The organism is Anaerostipes sp. (assembly GCF_018381315.1).
Classification (GTDB): Bacteria; Bacillota; Clostridia; order Lachnospirales; family Lachnospiraceae; genus Anaerostipes.
In genome coordinates, this window is sequence record NZ_JAGZSD010000003.1 from 85486 (window position 1) to 103230 (window position 17745).

The 17745-nt window shown below is 45.2% G+C and carries 14 protein-coding genes; 1 reads left to right on the forward strand and 13 read right to left on the reverse strand.

Annotation, left to right across the window (positions count from 1 at the left end; genetic code table 11):
• Positions 1 to 159: 159 nt before the first annotated feature.
• On the forward strand, positions 160 to 588 hold the full coding sequence (locus KH180_RS02870) for a hypothetical protein (RefSeq protein ID WP_290756181.1): 429 nt from the start codon (positions 160 to 162) through the stop codon (positions 586 to 588).
• A gap of 32 nt (positions 589 to 620) precedes the next feature.
• On the opposite strand, the gene KH180_RS02875 is transcribed toward KH180_RS02870, so the two are convergent.
• From KH180_RS02875 to KH180_RS02935, 13 genes are all read right to left on the reverse strand, one after another.
• A complete protein-coding gene (locus KH180_RS02875) occupies positions 621 to 884 on the reverse strand; it encodes a metal-sensing transcriptional repressor (RefSeq protein WP_290756183.1) in 264 nt (87 codons plus the stop codon).
• Positions 885 to 893: 9 nt separating this feature from the next.
• A complete protein-coding gene (locus tag KH180_RS02880) occupies positions 894 to 3422 on the reverse strand; it encodes a heavy metal translocating P-type ATPase (RefSeq protein ID WP_290756185.1) in 2529 nt (842 codons plus the stop codon).
• A 144-nt stretch (positions 3423 to 3566) separates the two neighbouring features.
• Positions 3567 to 5138, reverse strand: a complete 1572-nt coding sequence (locus tag KH180_RS02885) for a bifunctional diguanylate cyclase/phosphohydrolase (RefSeq protein ID WP_290756187.1) — start codon at positions 5136 to 5138, stop codon at positions 3567 to 3569.
• A 192-nt stretch (positions 5139 to 5330) separates the two neighbouring features.
• A complete protein-coding gene (locus KH180_RS02890) occupies positions 5331 to 9758 on the reverse strand; it encodes a PolC-type DNA polymerase III (protein WP_290756428.1) in 4428 nt (1475 codons plus the stop codon).
• Positions 9745 to 10821, reverse strand: a complete 1077-nt coding sequence (gene ispG / locus KH180_RS02895) for a flavodoxin-dependent (E)-4-hydroxy-3-methylbut-2-enyl-diphosphate synthase (protein WP_290756189.1) — start codon at positions 10819 to 10821, stop codon at positions 9745 to 9747. The genes KH180_RS02890 and ispG overlap by 14 nt, the downstream gene beginning before the upstream one ends.
• Positions 10822 to 10833: 12 nt before the next feature.
• Positions 10834 to 11865: an RIP metalloprotease RseP gene (rseP, locus tag KH180_RS02900; RefSeq protein ID WP_290756191.1), complete on the reverse strand. Its 1032-nt coding sequence runs from the start codon at positions 11863 to 11865 to the stop codon at positions 10834 to 10836.
• Positions 11866 to 11869: 4 nt separating this feature from the next.
• Positions 11870 to 13009 carry a 1-deoxy-D-xylulose-5-phosphate reductoisomerase gene (locus tag KH180_RS02905; protein WP_290756192.1) on the reverse strand — a complete coding sequence of 380 codons (1140 nt, stop codon included), beginning with the start codon at positions 13007 to 13009 and terminating at the stop codon, positions 11870 to 11872.
• Positions 13009 to 13821 (reverse strand): phosphatidate cytidylyltransferase, encoded by an 813-nt coding sequence (locus tag KH180_RS02910; protein ID WP_290756194.1) that lies wholly within the window; start codon positions 13819 to 13821, stop codon positions 13009 to 13011. The genes KH180_RS02905 and KH180_RS02910 overlap by 1 nt, the downstream gene beginning before the upstream one ends.
• Positions 13822 to 13825: 4 nt before the next feature.
• The gene (locus tag KH180_RS02915) at positions 13826 to 14524 is read right to left on the reverse strand and encodes an isoprenyl transferase (protein ID WP_290756431.1); all 699 of its coding nucleotides are present in this window, start codon (positions 14522 to 14524) and stop codon (positions 13826 to 13828) included.
• 85 nt (positions 14525 to 14609) lie between these two features.
• Entirely contained in the window at positions 14610 to 15155 is a 546-nt protein-coding gene (gene frr, locus KH180_RS02920; RefSeq protein WP_290756196.1) for a ribosome recycling factor, read from the reverse strand.
• 18 nt (positions 15156 to 15173) lie between these two features.
• Positions 15174 to 15869 carry a UMP kinase gene (gene pyrH, locus KH180_RS02925; RefSeq protein ID WP_290756434.1) on the reverse strand — a complete coding sequence of 232 codons (696 nt, stop codon included), beginning with the start codon at positions 15867 to 15869 and terminating at the stop codon, positions 15174 to 15176.
• 122 nt (positions 15870 to 15991) lie between these two features.
• Positions 15992 to 16438: a D-aminoacyl-tRNA deacylase gene (dtd, locus tag KH180_RS02930; protein WP_290756199.1), complete on the reverse strand. Its 447-nt coding sequence runs from the start codon at positions 16436 to 16438 to the stop codon at positions 15992 to 15994.
• A 15-nt stretch (positions 16439 to 16453) separates the two neighbouring features.
• Positions 16454 to 17737 (reverse strand): amidohydrolase, encoded by a 1284-nt coding sequence (locus tag KH180_RS02935; RefSeq protein WP_290756200.1) that lies wholly within the window; start codon positions 17735 to 17737, stop codon positions 16454 to 16456.
• Positions 17738 to 17745 lie beyond the last annotated feature (8 nt).

Genomic DNA, 17745 nt, shown 5'->3' on the forward strand with positions numbered 1-17745 from the left:
TCATATTCTTTTAAAATAGGCAATACATCCATTCTTTCCAGATTGAAGGCCTTGTATTCCAGGACAGATCATGTTTTTCTTTCTACAGAGGACGAAAGTTTGTATTTTTTGCCGAAATATCTTATACTGGTGTCTTAAAGGAGAAAGGGGAACTTTTTTATGAATCAAGACACATTAAAGGAAAAACAGCTCAAGGACCGGGGAACTGCGCTTATGCATGGTATTTTCCTCATGTCTCTGATGCTTATGGCAGATACATATCTGAGGACAAGAAGCTACATTCTGATTGATGGAATATGGGATAACACTTTTATTATTATTGTGGCTTTCACTGTTATCTGTCTGGAGATGATCTTAAAGAATGCTTTTGATCTGAGGGATCCTGTGTGGACTGCATTGGCAGCAGCCATGGGGATCGGCTGTCTGGGCGTATTCTTAAGTCAGGCCTACCTGATCTTTTTCAGCAGGGACAGTTTCTTTCTGATCACAGAATCCATATCCAGCAATGGATTTTTTCTGATATCTTCTGCACTCGGCATACTTGTAGCTATATCTTATTTTATGAAACGGAATATCTTGAAAAAATAAAACAAGACGGAGCCCTCAGACTCCGTCTTGTTTTATTTGGCGAACTTATCGATGAGTTCCACCAGTTCATCGACCTTTTCATCCCCTTTATTTTCTGCCAGGGCCTCGGCAATGCAGCCTTTCATATGTGCCCGTAAAATCTCTTTGTTTGTTTTTCGTATAATCGCTTCGGTCGCCATCAGCTGGTTGGAGATATCCATACAGTACCGGTCTTCCTCCACCATTTTTAAAATTCCGTCGATCTGGCCCCTGGCGGTTTTTAAAAGTCTTGTAATCTGAGCTCTGTCTGCCTGCATAATTCCTCCCTACTGGATACCTGTCACCTGATATCCGGCATCTTCTACAGCCTGCTTCAGTGTTTCGTCACTGACTTCTTTTTTTAATTCCACGCATGCATTTTTGTCATCAAGACTTACCACTGCGTTTACACCGTCAAGCTTGTTCAGTGCATCGGTCACATGCTTTACACAATGTTCACACATCATTCCGTCAATTGTAATGGTCTTTTTCATTTTTGTTTCCTCCTCGATTTGAACTGGTTCTGATTTTACTGGTTCTTCTTTTTCTCTTACAAAACCTGGCCGGAAAAACTTCAGGCGCAGGGCATTGCTCACAACAAAGACTGAGCTTAAGCTCATGGCAGCTGCACCAAACATTGGGTTTAGTTTTAGTCCGAAAAATGGATACAGGCAGCCTGCCGCCAGCGGGATACCGATCACATTATAGAAAAATGCCCAAAATAAATTTTCTTTAATATTTTTAATGACGGCCTTACTCAGCTGAATTGCGGAGACTCCGTCCAATAGATCACTCTTCATCAAAACAATATCTGCAGATTCAATGGCAATATCTGTTCCTGCACCGATGGCTACGCCTACATCAGCTCTGGCCAGAGCCGGTGCGTCATTGATTCCGTCTCCGATCATGGCAACCTTTGTTCCCTCTTCCTGGATCTTACGGATCTGCGCCTCTTTATCCTGCGGAAGCACTTCCGCAATAACCCGGCTGATATTCAGCTGTTTCTGGATTGCTTCGGCTGTCTTTTGATTGTCTCCGGTGAGCATGACAACTTCAATGCCCATCTTTTCAAACTCTTTGATCGCCTGCCTGCTGGTCGGTTTGACAACATCTGCCACTGCAATTAATCCCAGAAGACTCTTTTCCTTGGCAAAATATAAAGGTGTTTTTCCCTCAGAGGCAAAAATCCCGCTTTTTTCTTCTAACTCTCCAAGAGGAACGCCGATCCGCTTCATCATCTTAAGATTGCCGGCATAAACCTTCTTTCCCTCAATGGCTCCTTCAATTCCTTCTCCCGGAACAGACACAAATTCTGACACCTCGTAAAATCCGGCACCGGTTTCTTCTCCATAGGAGACGATTGCATCTGCCAGAGGATGTTCAGAAGGCTTCTCCATGCTGGCCGCCACTTTGACCAGTTCTTCATGAGAAATCTCTCCGGAAGTTTCTACATCCGTTACCTGCGGCCTTCCTTCTGTCACTGTCCCGGTTTTATCTAAAACTACGGTTTTAACTTCATGTGCGGTTTCCAGACTTTCTGCCGATTTGATTAAAATACCATTTTCCGCTCCCTTTCCGGTTCCCACCATGATTGCAGTGGGCGTTGCAAGCCCCAGGGCGCAGGGACAGGAAATAACCAGAACGGCTATGGCTGTGGACAGGGCAAACTCAAATGTCTGACCGGAAAGAATCCATATGATTCCGGAAGCCAATGCGATGGTGATGACAACCGGCACAAAGATACCCGCTATTTTATCGGCCAGTTTTGCAATCGGAGCTTTAGAACCGGATGCGTCTTCTACCAGCTGAATGATTTGAGCCAGTGTTGTGTCATCCCCGACTTTGGTAGCGCGGAATTTAATAAATCCTCCTTTATTAATGGATGCACTGATGACCCGGTCTCCGGAAGACTTCTCCACGGGTATGCTTTCTCCTGTCAATGCACTCTCATCTACAGAAGTCATGCCTTCCGTAATCACTCCGTCCACCGGTATGCTGGCTCCCGGACGTACAATAACGATATCGCCTTCATTCAGTTCTTCCACCGGTATTTCAGTTTCCGCTCCGTTTCGTTCCACAGTTGCAGTCTTGGGAGCTAAATCTAAAAGCTTGCTGATAGCCTCCGAGGTTTTGCCCTTTGATCTTGCTTCGAGGAACTTTCCAACGGTAATCAGGGTCAGAATCATGGAAGCAGACTCAAAATACAGATCCATATGATACTGGTGTACCAAAGAAAGATTCTGTACACCGAGGCCGTAGCCCATACGGTAAATGGCAAACACTCCATAGACAAAGGCAGCTCCTGAGCCGATGGCAATCAGGGAGTCCATATTCGGAGAACCCTTAAACAATGTTTTAAATCCTACCTGGTAAAATTTACGGTTAATATACATGACCGGCAGGACTAAAAGCATCTGCGTTAAACCATAGGAAACTGCATTTTCTGTTCCTGACAAAAAGGCAGGAAGAGGCAGATTCGCCATATGTCCCATGGATATATACATAAGCGGAATCATAAACAGGATGGAAACCCACAGCCTTCTTTTCATCCCTGAAATCTCGTCATCCACTCCTGTATCCCTGCTCTTCTTGGTTTCTTCTCTGCGGTCATGGACAAATGCACCGTAGCCGCCGCTGATGACCGCCCGGATGATCTCATCATCGTTTAGCTTAGTCTCATCATATTCCACTGTCATGGCATTCTGGAGAAGGTTGACGTTGACTTCGGAAACTCCGTCCAGTTTCCGTACACTTTTATCTACATGGGCACTGCATGCACTGCATGTCATACCTGTTACATCAAATTTCTGTTTCATAAGCACCTCCTATACACCCCCTGGGGGTATGGGTATATTATATGTCGCTGAAATGTTTATGTCAACGATAATATTTATCATATAGCATTCCCCGAACCGTCCTATATTATCTCAAAAGCAGAGAAAGACCGAAAAAAGCAGCCGTTACAGCTGCTTTTTTCGATCTTCAAGCCATTCAATGAAACGCCCTGCCAAAAAAGGGTCAAATTGTATTCCTGACCAGCGTTCCAGTTCCCTCACGATTTCATCCTCCGAAAAGCGGCGCCTTCCGAACGGCGCATACTTCATGCGGTCGTAGGTATCCAGGATCAAAACCATTCTGGATTCTACCGGAATGCTGTCACCGGACAGCCCGTAAGGATAACCGCTTCCGTCCCAGTTTTCATGGTGGTATAAGACAATCTGCGCTTCCCGTTCCATATCCGGAACTGATTTTAGGATCCGGTATCCTGTTTCAGGATGCCGGTTGACCTCCCGCCTCTCGCTTTTGGTCAGGCTGCCGTGTTTATTCAGGATTTCATCAGAGATGGAAGCCATGCCAATATCATGAACGTATCCGAGTCCCTGAAGAAACGAAATCCGTTCCGGTTCCAGACCCAGATAAGTCCCGAATCTTTCCAGAAGCCGGGACATTCGCAGAGAATGCTTGTGAATATTAGGATTTCGGTTAAAAAGAGCATTGAGGATCACATCCAGCGTCTCTGATTTTTTCACCGTGCTGTTTCGGAATTTCTTCCGGTACATCATATCTTCGGCTGCTGACAATACCGTGTGCAGATCCTGGTCCGGACTGCTTTTTTCTGCACATCCCCAGGAAAATGACAGACGTATGCCCGAAAGGCTGTATTTTGCAACCTGTGCCTCCGCTTTTTTAAGGAATGCCTCTGCTTCTGACAATTCAGTATCAGGGAAAAATGCGGCAATTTCATCTCCGCCGATTCGGGCAAAAATATACTTTTCCTTTGCATACTGCTTCAGCACTTTTGTCACTGTAATAATGGCCCGGTCACCAAACGTATGGCCCAGAGAATCATTGATCATCTTCAGCCGGTCCAGATCCAGAATCGCCGCAGAGATCGGAAGATCTTCAGATTTTCCGCGGCGGCTCAGATACTCACTGTAAAATGTGCGGTTATAAAGTCCGGTAAGGCAGTCGCGCATGCTTTTATCTTTTATGATCTGCTGCTCTTTTTTAAGTTTCGATACCTCGGTGATAATGCCTGCGAACAACATCCGGGAATCTTCCCCGGCAGAAACCTGCGGATCTTCATACCGATTGACGGTTATGATCACATGAAAAATTTCACCGTCGGCTGAAAGCCTTGCTTCCATGGAGCATGTCTGTTTTTTGCCCAAAAGCTGGCGGATCATAAAGCGGAAGTTCTGCCTGTCTTCTTCCTGAATAAGATCTTCTATATTCATCTTGTACCTGTCTTTAAACGGGACAGAAACCATACTGCAGAACCGGAGATTGGCGTCTGTTATCTGGCCGTGCTGATCAAAGACCAGATATCCGGCAGGAGCATTGTGAAATAAGCTTTGGTACTGCCTTTCCTTCTGCCGGCTTTCTTTCAGCTGCTTTTCCAGTACGGCATTGTATTCTCTGAGTTTGTCATTTTTTAAAGCCAGTTCCGTTAATGGCTGTTCTCCCTTTATCATTTGTGGTTTTATATCATTTAATTTATCGGATGTATGCTGATAACCCCGCCTGTTCAAAATAGAAAACTCCCCCTTGCGGTATGTTCAGACAATGTAAATTTCGTCAACATGTCATACGTATAATAGATATTAAGACTATTATATGTTTCCATTTTTTAAAATACAACAATATATTTGTATAAAATAAAGTACGGAAAAACATCAGACATTTTTCCGTACTTTTCGAGTTTTTTCCAGTTTTCTGCCCGCTCAGACAAAGCGGAAGGTCAGCTGATCGCTTTCTTCCAAATCCCCCAGCAGTCCCAGCTCTTTCATTTTGTCAACAACTGCTTTTGGTGCTTTGGTTCGGTCACGGAAGTTTTCCATGGAAGTAAACGGCTCTCCCTTAGAGGCTTCTTCTGCCTCTTTGGCAGCCTTTTCTCCCATACCGTCAATGGCAGAGTATGGGGGCATAATCCTGCCGTCTATGATCTGGAAATCCTTCGCCTTTGCACGGTAAATATCCAAAGGCATAAATTCAAATCCTCTGGCGTACATTTCATCGGCAATTTTCATTTCTCTGAGAAGATCCAAATCGGCGTTTTTAACTTCAAATTTTGGCGTATTCTGTATTTCCTTCATCCTGGTATTCAGTTTTTCCTTACCCATACACATGTCTTCGTATGAAAAAGACTTTGCACGGATACTGAAATAAGCCGCGTAGTAGGCCAAAGGATGGAAAACTTTGAACCATGCGATCCTCCATGCCATCATGACATAGGCTACCGCATGAGCTTTCGGGAACATATATTTGATTTGTTTACATGACCAAATATACCACTCCGGCACACCCTCTGCTCTCATAGCCTCTTCCTGCTCTGGTTTCAGTCCTTTTCCTTTCCGGACACCTTCCATGATCGTGAAAGACAAAGCTTCATCCAGTCCCTGGTTGATCAGGTAAACCATGATATCATCTCTGGTACAGATGGCAGTGGAAATAGCTGCCTCTCCCTCTTCGATCAATTTCTGCGCATTTCCCAGCCACACGTCAGTACCGTGGGACAATCCGGAAATACGGACCAGATCGGAAAAACTCTGAGGGTTTGTATCCAGAAGCATCTGAATAACAAAATCCGTTCCGAATTCAGGGATTCCAAGGGACCCAAGCTTTGTTCCCCCGATCTGTTCGGGAGTGATTCCGAGGACCTCTGTTCCATGGAACAGATCCATGACAGATTTATCATCCAGCGGTATCGTCTGGGCATCAACTCCAGTGAGGTCCTCCAGCCTTCGTATCATAGACGGATCATCATGGCCCAGAATATCCAGCTTTAACAGGTTGGAGTCAATGGAATGATACTCATAGTGGGTAGTGATAATCGGTGAATTCACATCGTTGGCCGGACGCTGAACTGCAGTAAAATCATAGATCTCTTTATCGTGGGGAACTACAATGATCCCTCCCGGATGCTGTCCGGTAGTCCTTTTTACTCCGGTACAGCCTTTTGCCAGGCGTTCTATCTCACATTTACGTTTTGTAATCTCCCTCTCTTCCAAATACTTAAGAACATAACCGAAGGCTGTTTTTTCTGCCAAAGTTCCGATGGTTCCTGCCCGGTAAGCTTTCCCTTTGCCGAAAATGACTTCCACATAGGCATGAGCCTTGCTTTGATATTCCCCGGAGAAGTTAAGGTCTATATCCGGTTCCTTATCTCCCTTAAACCCAAGGAAAGTCTCAAACGGTATATCATGACCCTCTTTATTCAGTTTTGCCCCGCATTTCGGACACACTGCATCCGGCATATCACAGCCGGACATACCCATCTTAGCATACTTTTTGACTTCATCAGAGTCAAAATCCACATAGTAGCATTCAGGACAGATGTAATGGGCAGGAAGCGGATTTACTTCAGTGATTCCGGACATGGTCGCTGCCAGGGAGGAACCTACGGAACCTCTGGAACCTACCAGGTAGCCGTGATCCAGGGAATCCCATACCAGCTTCTGTGCAATAATATACATGACCGCATAACCGTTTCCGATAATAGAATTCAGTTCTTTGTCAAGTCTGGTCGTTACGATCTTAGGCAGATCCGGGCCATAGATATCATGTGCCTTTTTATAGCAGATATCTCTTAAATCCTGATCAGAATTTTCAATAACCGGAGGGCATTTATCCGGATGAATCGGTGAAATGTTCTCAATTTGGTCATTTATAATATTCGGATTGGTTATGACAACCTCTCTGGCTTTGCTGCTTCCCAGATACTCAAACTCACTGAGCATTTCTTCCGTTGTCCGGAAGTAAAGAGGCGGCTGGCTGTCCGCATCCTTGAATCCTTTCCCTGCCATGAGGATTGCCCGGTAAATCGAATCGTCCGGATCCATAAAATGGACATCACATGTGGCTACAACAAGCTTATGGAAGGTTTCCCCAAGCTCTACGATTTTGCGGTTGAAATTTCTGATATCTTCAAAGGAATTGACATTTTCATGCCTTGAGGATTCTATCATAAACTGATTGTTTCCCTCCGGCTGGATTTCCAGATAGTCATAAAACTCAACAATCTTTGCAATCTCTTCTTCCGAACGCTGGTCTGCAACAGCGCTGTACAGCTCTCCGGCTTCGCACGCCGATCCGATGATCAGTCCCTCCCTGTGTTGATTGATCAGAGATTTAGGCATTCTCGGACGCCGGTTGAAGTAACGGACATGGGACTCTGATACCAGACGGTTTAAGTTGACCCTTCCCGTATTGTTTTTAACAAGGATAATTCCATGATATGTACGTCCCTTTTTTATAAAATCTTCTGAACCTGCTACAAATTCATTTACCTGATCCAGATCAAAGATCTCTTTTTCCTCCAGCATCTGGATGAACTTGATAAAAATCCTGCCGGTTGCTGTGGCGTCGTCCACTGCCCGGTGATGGGTTTCCAGTTTAATATTCAGATTTTTGCAGAGGTTATCCAGCGTAAACTTTGCAAGATGTGTCATCAGGCTTCGGGATAAGCCCAGTGTATCTACGATGGTCGGTTCAAATTCTAGGCCCAGGCGTTTTGCGTTTTCATGGATAAAACCGGTATCAAATCCTGCGTTGTGAGCTACCAGAGGAGAATCACCGCAGAATTCAAGGAATCTGGGCAGCACATCTTCGATGGTATCTGCATCCATAACCATCTCATCCGTAATGGTTGTCAGCTGGGTAATCTTAAATGGAATTGGTATTTCCGGATTGATAAACTCGCTGAATGTATCAGTAATTTCTCCGTCAATGACCTTTACGGCCCCGATTTCGATGATGCGGTCGGTCCGGCTGTTGAACCCTGTAGTCTCAATATCAAACACGACATAATCCCCGTGCAGGGACTGGCCTTTTGACCGCACCGCCAGATCTCCCAGATCATCTACAAAGTAAGCCTCCACTCCGTAGATGATTTTAAACGGATCATCTTCCGGAAGCCTCAAATCCTCGTAGGCATGTCTTGCAATAGGAAAGGCCTGCAGTACGCCGTGGTCTGTAATTGCAACAGCGGGATGCCCCCACTCATAAGCCCGGTTTACAATATCATTGATCTGGACAACACTGTCGTTATCGCTCATGACGGTGTGCAGATGAAGCTCTACTCTCTTATCCAGAGAGTTGTCCTGCCTCTTTTCCCTGAAATCAGAGACAGCCTTGATGCCTGACACAGAACCGAGAGAAATCTCACGGTCAAATTTATCGTACATCGCTACTGCTTTTACCCGGTAGAATCCGCCCTTTTTCAGATCTGTGAGTACCTCCGGAAGCTGCTCGTTGCGCACAAAAATCTTGCATGAGATCGTGTCTGTAAAATCAGTAATATGAAAAATGATAATAGTCTTTTCGTTTCGTATTTCTCTGGTATCCAGATTTGTAATCTGTCCGTGGACCACCACTTCCCCGATCTCGTCAAAGATGTCTTTGATTTCCATCAGGTCACCCTCGCAGTTGCGTCCGTACAGAAGCGTCGGATCATCCTTAAATTTGGGCTTGCGCTTAAACTTAGAATCGTAGGAAAAGGAAGATTCTTTTTTCTTTTTTCTTGCCTTTTTCTCTTCATCCTGTTCTTTGCTGAGTAAATCAGCATGCTCTACAATGCCTTCGATCTCCTTTTGAAGTTTGTACTGGCTTTCCTTTTTCAGAGAACGGTCCATTGTTTTAGAAAAATCAAAACCCACTTTGATCTCCATTCCAAATTTTTCACGCAGGGCCGTCTCAAAGTACTCCTTGATCTCTTCCGCTTTGCTTTTATTGACAAAAGTATTTTCAAATATAAAGGTGACCACATTGCCGTCGATGGAGTAATCCCCTTTTCTGACCACATTAAAAATAACCTCCCCTTTGCCTTTTAACTCAAAGAGGAAGCTCTTCATATAGTGCTCAAATAAATATTCCAAATCATACTGGGCTGACAGCCGGAAATATTCCTGAAAGCGGATCTTGACATACCGCTTTGAAAAAAGCTGTTCCCGGATTTGCTGTTCCATACGCCATGTGTCAATTCGCGGGATCAGATGATCACTTGTAAAAGAAATCTTAAGCGTATTTTCCGACTTTTTAAACACAACCTGATGGATGCAGACGGTACGAAACAGATCTTCTACATCTTTTGATACCTTCAGATCCGGAAAAACCTGAAAAAACTCTTTGGTATTTTCTTTAACGGCCTGCATCTTCTTCACCCCAATGCTCCAGTTCATAACGCAAGGTATTTAAAAGATCTTCCTCCGGAACCTTACGCACCACCCGGCCCTTTTTCATAAGAAGTCCTTCCCCGATACCGCCTGCAATGCCGATATCTGCTTCTTTTGCCTCCCCGGGTCCGTTGACAACACATCCCATAACTGCCACTTTGATATTTAGATGCTCAAAATCGGCGGCCATAGTCTCCACCTGGCCGGCCAAGCTGATCAGATCAATGTTGGTTCTGCCGCAGGTCGGACAGGAGACAACCTCGATTCCGCCGCTTCTTAATCCCAGTGTCTTTAAGATCAGTTTCGCGCTGGCAATCTCGTTGACCGGATCTCCCGTCAGGGATACACGGACAGTATCACCCAGTCCCTGATGAAGAATAATCCCCAAACCAACTGCAGACTTAATATTTCCGCTGTATACGGTTCCGGCTTCCGTGATTCCCACATGGAGCGGATAATCGATCTGCTCTGCCACCAGCTCATAGGCCCTGGCGCACATGAGGACATCAGAGGATTTGATGCTGACCACCAGATTATCATAGTCAAAAGCCTCAATCATACGTACTTTGTCTACTGCGCTCTCTACCAGCCCTTCTGCGGTTACCCCCTGATATTTTTCTACCAGCTCTTTTTCCAGAGAGCCGCTGTTGACCCCTACCCGAATCGGGATATTGCGTTCTTTCGCCTTGTCAATGACAGCACGGATATTGTCCTGTCCCCCGATATTGCCGGGATTGATCCGGATCTTATCGGCACCGTGTTCCATCGCTGCAATCGCTAATTTATAGTTAAAATGAATATCTGCAACCAGAGGAATATGAATCTTCTGTTTAATCCTGCTCAAAGCCTCGGCTGCCTCCGGAGTCGGCACTGTACATCTTACGATGTCACATCCTGCCTTTTCCAGGCTTAAAATCTGTGCTGCAGTGGCATCCGCATCTTCCGTCTTTGTATTGGTCATGGACTGAATCAGCACCGGGCTGCCGCCGCCGATCTTTTTATCTCCGATCCGGATGACTTTTGTATTTTCTCTTGTAACCATACTGAGACTCCTTTATAAAATAATTTTATAAATATCCTGAAACATAACAAATATCATAAGGCCCAGCAGCAGAAACAGTCCGACTGTATGAACGGCAGCTTCGATATTTCTGGAGACCGGTTTTTTCCTGAAAGCTTCTACGATAAGGAAACATAATCTGCCGCCGTCCAATGCCGGCAGAGGAAGAAGATTCATAACCCCCAGGTTTGCACTGATCAAAACCGCAATGCTCAGCATTGTTGAAAGAAGAACTGAAAAACCATAGGTTGCCGCCTGGTTATAGGTATCTCCCACCTGTTTTACAATGCCCACCGGACCTGACAGATCCTTTAACGTCAGCTGTCCTGTAGCCAGCTTTACAACACTTTTTACAGTTACCCGGATCTGGAATCCTACTTCATGAAATCCATACTCAACCGTTTTTAATGGATTTAACTTCTGGTAAGGTTCCCAGCCAATGCCTATCATATATCTCTTTTGCTGTTTATTGTACTGAGGTGTAACATTCAGGCTTTTTTCTTTTCCATTTTGATCGATCACGATCGGAACTTTGCCGCCTTTATAGTCCAGCAGAAAGTAATAAGAAAGTTCTCTGTTGTTGTAAATCCGCTTTCCGTCTACCCTGACCACCTTGTCACCGGCCTTGATCCCGGCTTCTGAAGCCGGAGAGTTTCCTTCTACACTGGCAATATTGGGAAGATCTGCACCTGATATTCCGATCATGATAACAGCAAGAATCAGGGCGAAAACGAAATTAAAGAATGGTCCGGCAAATATAACGGCCATCCTGGCCCATACAGATTTATTTCCGAATGCATCTGCTTCCGGCCGGTCCTCGTCTTCTCCCATCATACATGCGCCTCCGAAGGGAAGCAGCTTTATCGAATAATAGGTTTCTCCTACCTGTTTTCCAAATAAGGTGGGACCGAGCCCGATACAGAATTCGTCCACGCGGATGCCGTTCTTTTTTGCTACGGAAAAGTGTCCCAATTCATGTACAATGATAATAATGCCAAAGATTAAGATTGCAATAACAATATTCAAGTAATTACCTGCTTTCTATGAATTCATATACCCATTGCTCTGTTTCCAGTACCTCCTCAAGGGATGGATTCTCTATCACATGATGTGCATTCATCGCATCTTCGATCAGCTGATATATCTCGGTAAATGATATTTTTTCCTGTAAGAACAGTGCCACAGCCTTTTCATTTGCGGCATTCAGCACGGTCGGCATAGAACCTCCGGTCCGTCCTGCATCATATGCAAAAGAAAGTCCTTTTAGAACATCCGTGGGCGGCTCTTCAAAAGAAATGCTTCCCAAAGCCGCAAAATCTAAACGTTCTCCCGGAAGAAATCTGCGCTCAGGATAAAATAAAGCATACTGGATGGGAAGCTTCATATCCGGAGTGCCCAGCTGGGCTTTGACTCCTCCGTCCTTAAACTGCACCATGGAATGTATGATACTCTGGGGCTGGACTACCACCTTGATCTGTTCAAAATCCACTCCGAACAGCCAGCGTGCCTCAATGACTTCCAGTCCCTTATTGACCAGAGTGGCCGAATCTATGGTGATTTTCTTTCCCATAGACCAGTTTGGGTGTTTTAAAGCATCTTTTAATGTAACTGTTTTCAGTTCCTCTTTTGTCTTTTTTCGGAACGGTCCCCCGGATGCAGTGATAATCAGGGAATCTACCTCTTTTCCGGATTCTCCCTGAAGACATTGGAAAATGGCGGAATGCTCACTGTCCACAGGAAAAACAGAGACTCCGTATTCTTCTGCCATCGGCATAATCAGGTGTCCTGCTGTTACCAATGTCTCTTTGTTTGCCAGAGCAATATCTTTTTTTGCCTGAATTGCAGCGATGGTAGGCCTGATACCAATCATACCCACTACCGCAGTGACAACCAGGGAACAGTCAGGCTCCGCAGCCGCCTCAATCAGGCCTTCAGGACCGGAAAGCACCTTTACATCCAGATCATTTACTCTTAGACGCAGTTCCTCTGCCCTCTGCCTGTCGTATAAAACTGCAAGCTTCGGATGAAATTCTCTTATCTGGTGTTCCAGCAGCTCTGCATTGCTTCCGGCTGCCAAAGCCGTCACCGCAAGATCCTTATTTGCCCGTACAAGCTCTAACGTCTGTGTTCCGATGGAACCGGTAGAGCCAATGATGGAAATATACTTCACTACATCGTGCCTCCTGAAATCATCATTGTCAGATAATAGATAACCGGAGCAATCAGGATGATGCTGTCAAACCGGTCTAAAATACCGCCGTGCCCCGGAATCAAAGTACCAAAATCTTTAATCTTGGAATCTCTTTTAATAGCGGATGCAGCCAGGTCGCCGATAACAGAGATCGCCGCTCCGATACCGCAGATAAGACCGAACATCATCATCGGATTGAAGTTAAACCGAATCCTGGTCTTTAAATAAATTCCATATGCCGCACCTAAAATGGCGGCTCCTAAAATACCGCCGATCAGCCCCTCAATACTTTTCTTAGGACTTAACTCCGGCGTCATCTTATGTTTTCCGATCAGCATGCCGGTACAGTAAGCAAGCGTGTCATTTCCCCATGCTGCCAGGAACAGAAGGACAATAAATTCTCCTCCGTTCTGTCCGATTCTCAGCTGATAAATATATGAAAGCATCACGCTCACATAAACATATCCAAAAAAGCAGGCCATAACCTGATTCATGTGATATTTCGGGAAACGAATCACATAACAGCCCAAAAGGAAAATCATAAATAAAATAATAATCGGCGTGGACCATTGTCCCAGGTCAAAAAATAAAGCCGCATAGTAGAGAATCGTTCCTGTATATCCCAGGACTGCAAGAGATGACTTTTCGATCTGAAAAATCTTCAGTATCTCATTGTATCCGATCAAAGCCACAATAGCCGTTAAAAATAAAGTTACAATTCCTCCAAGGTAAAGCCCAAGGACAGTGACTGCTACCAAAGCAATTCCGCTGATAAGTCTCTGTTTAAACATAAGTCTATATTCCTCCAAATCTCCGTTCTCTTCCGTTATAGTACTCAACAGCCTTCTTTAGTTCTTTTTTATTAAAATCAGGCCAGAGCACATCGGTAAAATAAAACTCTGTGTAAGCCAGCTGCCACAGCATGAAATTAGACAGTCTCTGCTCTCCGCTGGTACGTATCATCAAATCCGGCTCCGGAATTCCTTTTGTATCCAGATATCCGGAAAACACTTCCTCTGTAATCTCTTCTTTTTTCAGTGTTCCCAAAAGGAGGTCGTCTGCCATCTTTTTCATCGCCCGGATCATTTCATCACGGCTGCCGTAATTCAAGGCAATGGTAAAATTAATTCCGGTGTTGTCTCTGGATGCTTCCTCCAGCTGTGCGATCTTTTCCCGGAGATCGTCTGACAGCCCGGTTACATCACCGATGACCCGGACCCTCATATTATTTTTATTGGCTCTTTTAATACATGTTTTTAAATAATCCCGCAAGAGCTTCATCAAGGCATCCACCTCATCCTTCGGACGCTTCCAGTTCTCTGTGGAAAAAGCATATACTGTCAGATATTTGATTCCCATGTCATATGCATCTTCAATGATTCTCTCCACAGTCTTGCTGCCCTGGGCATGGCCCATATTCCGGGGCAGAAATCTCTTTTTGGCCCATCTTCCATTGCCGTCCAAAATAATCGCCACATGTTCCGGCACCCTCATTGACTCCATAAAACTCCTCCGTCATATTTTCTATAAGAAGTGAAAAAACAGGGCCGCCTCAAGCCAGCCCTGCAGCTTCTTTTGTTTATACAGTCATAATCTCTTTTGATTTAGCCTCCACAGCATCGTCAATTTTTTTGATGTATGCATCTGTGAGCTTCTGAACCTCAGTCTCCTGGTCTTTCAGCTGGTCATCGTTCAGTTCATTCGACTTATTCTTTTTCTTCAGCTCATCGTTGGCATCTCTCCGGATATTCCGGATCGCAACCTTCGTTGTCTCGCCCCTCTTTTTAATATCTTTTGCGAGATCTTTTCTCCGCTCTTCCGTAAGTTCCGGGAAGTTTAGGCGGACTGCAGAACCGTCATTGTTAGGAGTAATCCCAATGTCTGACATCATAATAGCTTTTTCAATCTCTCCAAGCAGATTCGGCTCCCACGGCTGGATCAGAATGGTTCTTGCCTCCGGCACAGATACATTTCCAACCTGCTGGATCGGAGTCGGAACTCCGTAATAATCTACCGTAACTTTGTCCAGAACGTGAGGATTGGCACGTCCGGCACGGATTGCCATAAACTCTGCTGTCATGCTCTCATAAGATTTCTGCATCTTTTCTTCAAACTTCTTTAACATCTTTCTTCCTCCTATTAGTTAAACGGTGACATAAGTACCGTTAAATTCTCCTTTTAATAAATTGGCAATGCTGTCTGGTTCATTCAGTCCAAAAACCGCAAGGGGCATCTTGTTTTCTAAACACATAATAGTAGCTGTCAGATCAACTACCATAAGCTTCTGGTCTAAAACCTCATCCAATGTAATGGAACTGTACTTCTTTGCGTCAGGGTTGACTGCCGGGTCACTGTCATAGACACCGTCAATAGACTTGGCCAGCAGAATTGCGTCTGCTTCAATCTCCACAGCACGGAGCGCCGTAGCCGTATCAGTAGAAAAATACGGATGTCCGGTACCGCCTGCAAAAAAGGCAATTTTTCCTTCTTCCATGGCTTTTACTGCCTTGTCTTTAGAAAACAATTCTGTAAAGGAGCCGCATATAAACGGAGTGAACACTTCAGTGTCAAGTCCTGCGGTGCGGAAAGCATCCGCCACATATATACAGTTCATCACCGTGGCCAGCATGCCGATCTGATCCGCCTTGGTGCGTTCCATGTTTTCACTTGTACGTCCCCGCCAGAAATTCCCGCCGCCGATGACAATGGAAATCTGAAGTCCCTGATCAGAAAGTGCCTTCACCTGTCTTGCCACATCCATGCAGGTAGCTTCATCAAAGCCGGTCTTTTTGTCTCCGGCAAGTGCTTCACCGCTTAGTTTTAATAGAACTCTTTTCATATCCTTTATATCGTTCATGAACTTACCTCATCTATCGTATTTTTCTGTTTCTCTCTGATGAATTATAGCATAAACAATAGCAAAGGACAACTGAAAATCAGCTGTCCCAATCCAGGCCGTTTTTACAGGACTTCGCTGTCCAGTATGACCGTAAACGGCCCGTCGTTTGTAAGGCTCACTTCCATCTCTGCACCGAAAATTCCTGTCTCCACTCTGGGAATTCTGTCTCTGCACCGGGAGATGATATATTCATAAAGTTCCCTGGCCAAATCCGGGTTTCCTGCGTTGGTAAAGGAAGGCCGGTTGCCCTTTTTGCAGTCAGCGTAAAGAGTAAATTGGGAGATGAGCAGAAGACTGCCGTCCACATCCTTCAGGGAAAGATTGGTCTTTCCTTCTGCGTCATCAAAGATTCTTAAACCAGTCAGCTTTTTGATCAGCTTATCTGCTGTCTCCTTTGTATCGTCATGTCCCACTCCGATCAGCACCAGAAACCCTTTCCCGATGCTTCCCTCTGTCTTTCCATTCACGTCAACGCTGGCACGGCTGACTCTTTGTACCACAAATTTCATACTGTCCCTCTTTCGTCAGGATTCAAAGATCCTTTCTGCGATTTGTTCTGCTTTATCGTAAATGTTTTCTGGTTCTTCCCCGATAAAAAATTCTCCGTCCTCATACAGGATCTTTCCTGCAACCATGGTGAGACGGACATTCTGTTTGCTTCCGCTGTAAACAAGATTTTTTGTCAGATTGTGAAGCGGCCTCATGTTGGGCTGGTTTAAATCGATCAGTATCAGGTCTGCCTGTTTCCCCTCCCTGAGAGTATCACAGTCAGAAAGACCCATGGCGGCTGCCCCTCCTAATGTGGCCATCTTAAGAACCTCATCGGCATCCGTCACGGAAGCGTCATTTTCTCTGTATTTAGATAACCCTGTCACAAGAAACATTTCCCGGAACATATCCAGGCAGTTATTGCTGGCAGGACCGTCTGTACCGATCGCCAGACCGATCTCCATATCCATCATCTGCTTTATCGGTGCAATTCCGCTGGCAAGCTTTAGATTTGATGCAGGATTTGTTATGACAAATAGATTTCTTCTCTTTAAGATCTTCAGATCCTCAGGCTCCATATGAACGCAGTGAAAACAGCCCCCGCCGTAATCAAACAGCCCCAGACTGTCCATATAGGCAGTCGGTGTCATGCCGGTGCGTTCCCGGCAGGATAAAACTTCCGGCATTCCTTCCGAACTGTGCGTGTAAACCGGTGCTTTATATTTTTGGGAAAGTGCCGCCACACTGAGCAGATTTTCTTTGGATGTTGTATACTCTGCATGAAAACCAAGTTGGAAACTGATCAGGCTTCCCTGCTTATTATATGTCTGATACCATTCCTCCATCTGCTCTGCTGACTGAGAAAAATCGTTCAGTGCGCCGCACAGAACCGTCCGGAATCCGCAGTCCTCAGAAGCCTGCGCAATGGTGTCGGGGGTCAGATACATATCAAAGTTAGCAGTTATGCCGCTGGTCAGATATTCCATAACTGCAAGCCTGGACAGATGATAGATATCCTCAGGAGTCAGCTTTGCCTCCCACGGAAATACCTGCCGGTTCAGCCACTGAAGCAAAGGCAGATCATCCGCGTGGGAACGGAGAAAGGTCATGGCAGAATGAGTATGCGCATTCTTAAATCCGGGCATAATCAGCCCGCCTTCTGCATCAATAGACCTCTCCCACTGATATCCTGATAAACATAAATCAGAAACTTTTTCTCCTGCATATACAATGCGGGAGCCCTCGGTCCAAACCTCCCCGTCAAACGGCTTCATTCCATGTTCCATTGTAAGAATTTTGCCATTATAGATCCGTATCATTGGATACC

Bases quoted from the DNA above. Each gene is read 5' to 3' on its own strand.
- KH180_RS02870 (WP_290756181.1), top strand. From the start codon at position 160: ATGAATCAAGACACATTAAAGGAAAAACAGCTCAAGGACCGGGGAACT.
- KH180_RS02875 (WP_290756183.1), bottom strand. From the start codon at position 884: ATGCAGGCAGACAGAGCTCAGATTACAAGACTTTTAAAAACCGCCAGG.
- KH180_RS02880 (WP_290756185.1), bottom strand. From the start codon at position 3,422: ATGAAACAGAAATTTGATGTAACAGGTATGACATGCAGTGCATGCAGT.
- KH180_RS02890 (WP_290756428.1), bottom strand. From the start codon at position 9,758: ATGCAGGCCGTTAAAGAAAATACCAAAGAGTTTTTTCAGGTTTTTCCG.
- ispG (WP_290756189.1), bottom strand. From the start codon at position 10,821: ATGGTTACAAGAGAAAATACAAAAGTCATCCGGATCGGAGATAAAAAG.
- KH180_RS02910 (WP_290756194.1), bottom strand. From the start codon at position 13,821: ATGTTTAAACAGAGACTTATCAGCGGAATTGCTTTGGTAGCAGTCACT.
- KH180_RS02915 (WP_290756431.1), bottom strand. From the start codon at position 14,524: ATGAGGGTGCCGGAACATGTGGCGATTATTTTGGACGGCAATGGAAGA.
- frr (WP_290756196.1), bottom strand. From the start codon at position 15,155: ATGTTAAAGAAGTTTGAAGAAAAGATGCAGAAATCTTATGAGAGCATG.
- pyrH (WP_290756434.1), bottom strand. From the start codon at position 15,869: ATGAAAAGAGTTCTATTAAAACTAAGCGGTGAAGCACTTGCCGGAGAC.
- dtd (WP_290756199.1), bottom strand. From the start codon at position 16,438: ATGAAATTTGTGGTACAAAGAGTCAGCCGTGCCAGCGTTGACGTGAAT.
- KH180_RS02935 (WP_290756200.1), bottom strand. From the start codon at position 17,737: ATGATACGGATCTATAATGGCAAAATTCTTACAATGGAACATGGAATG.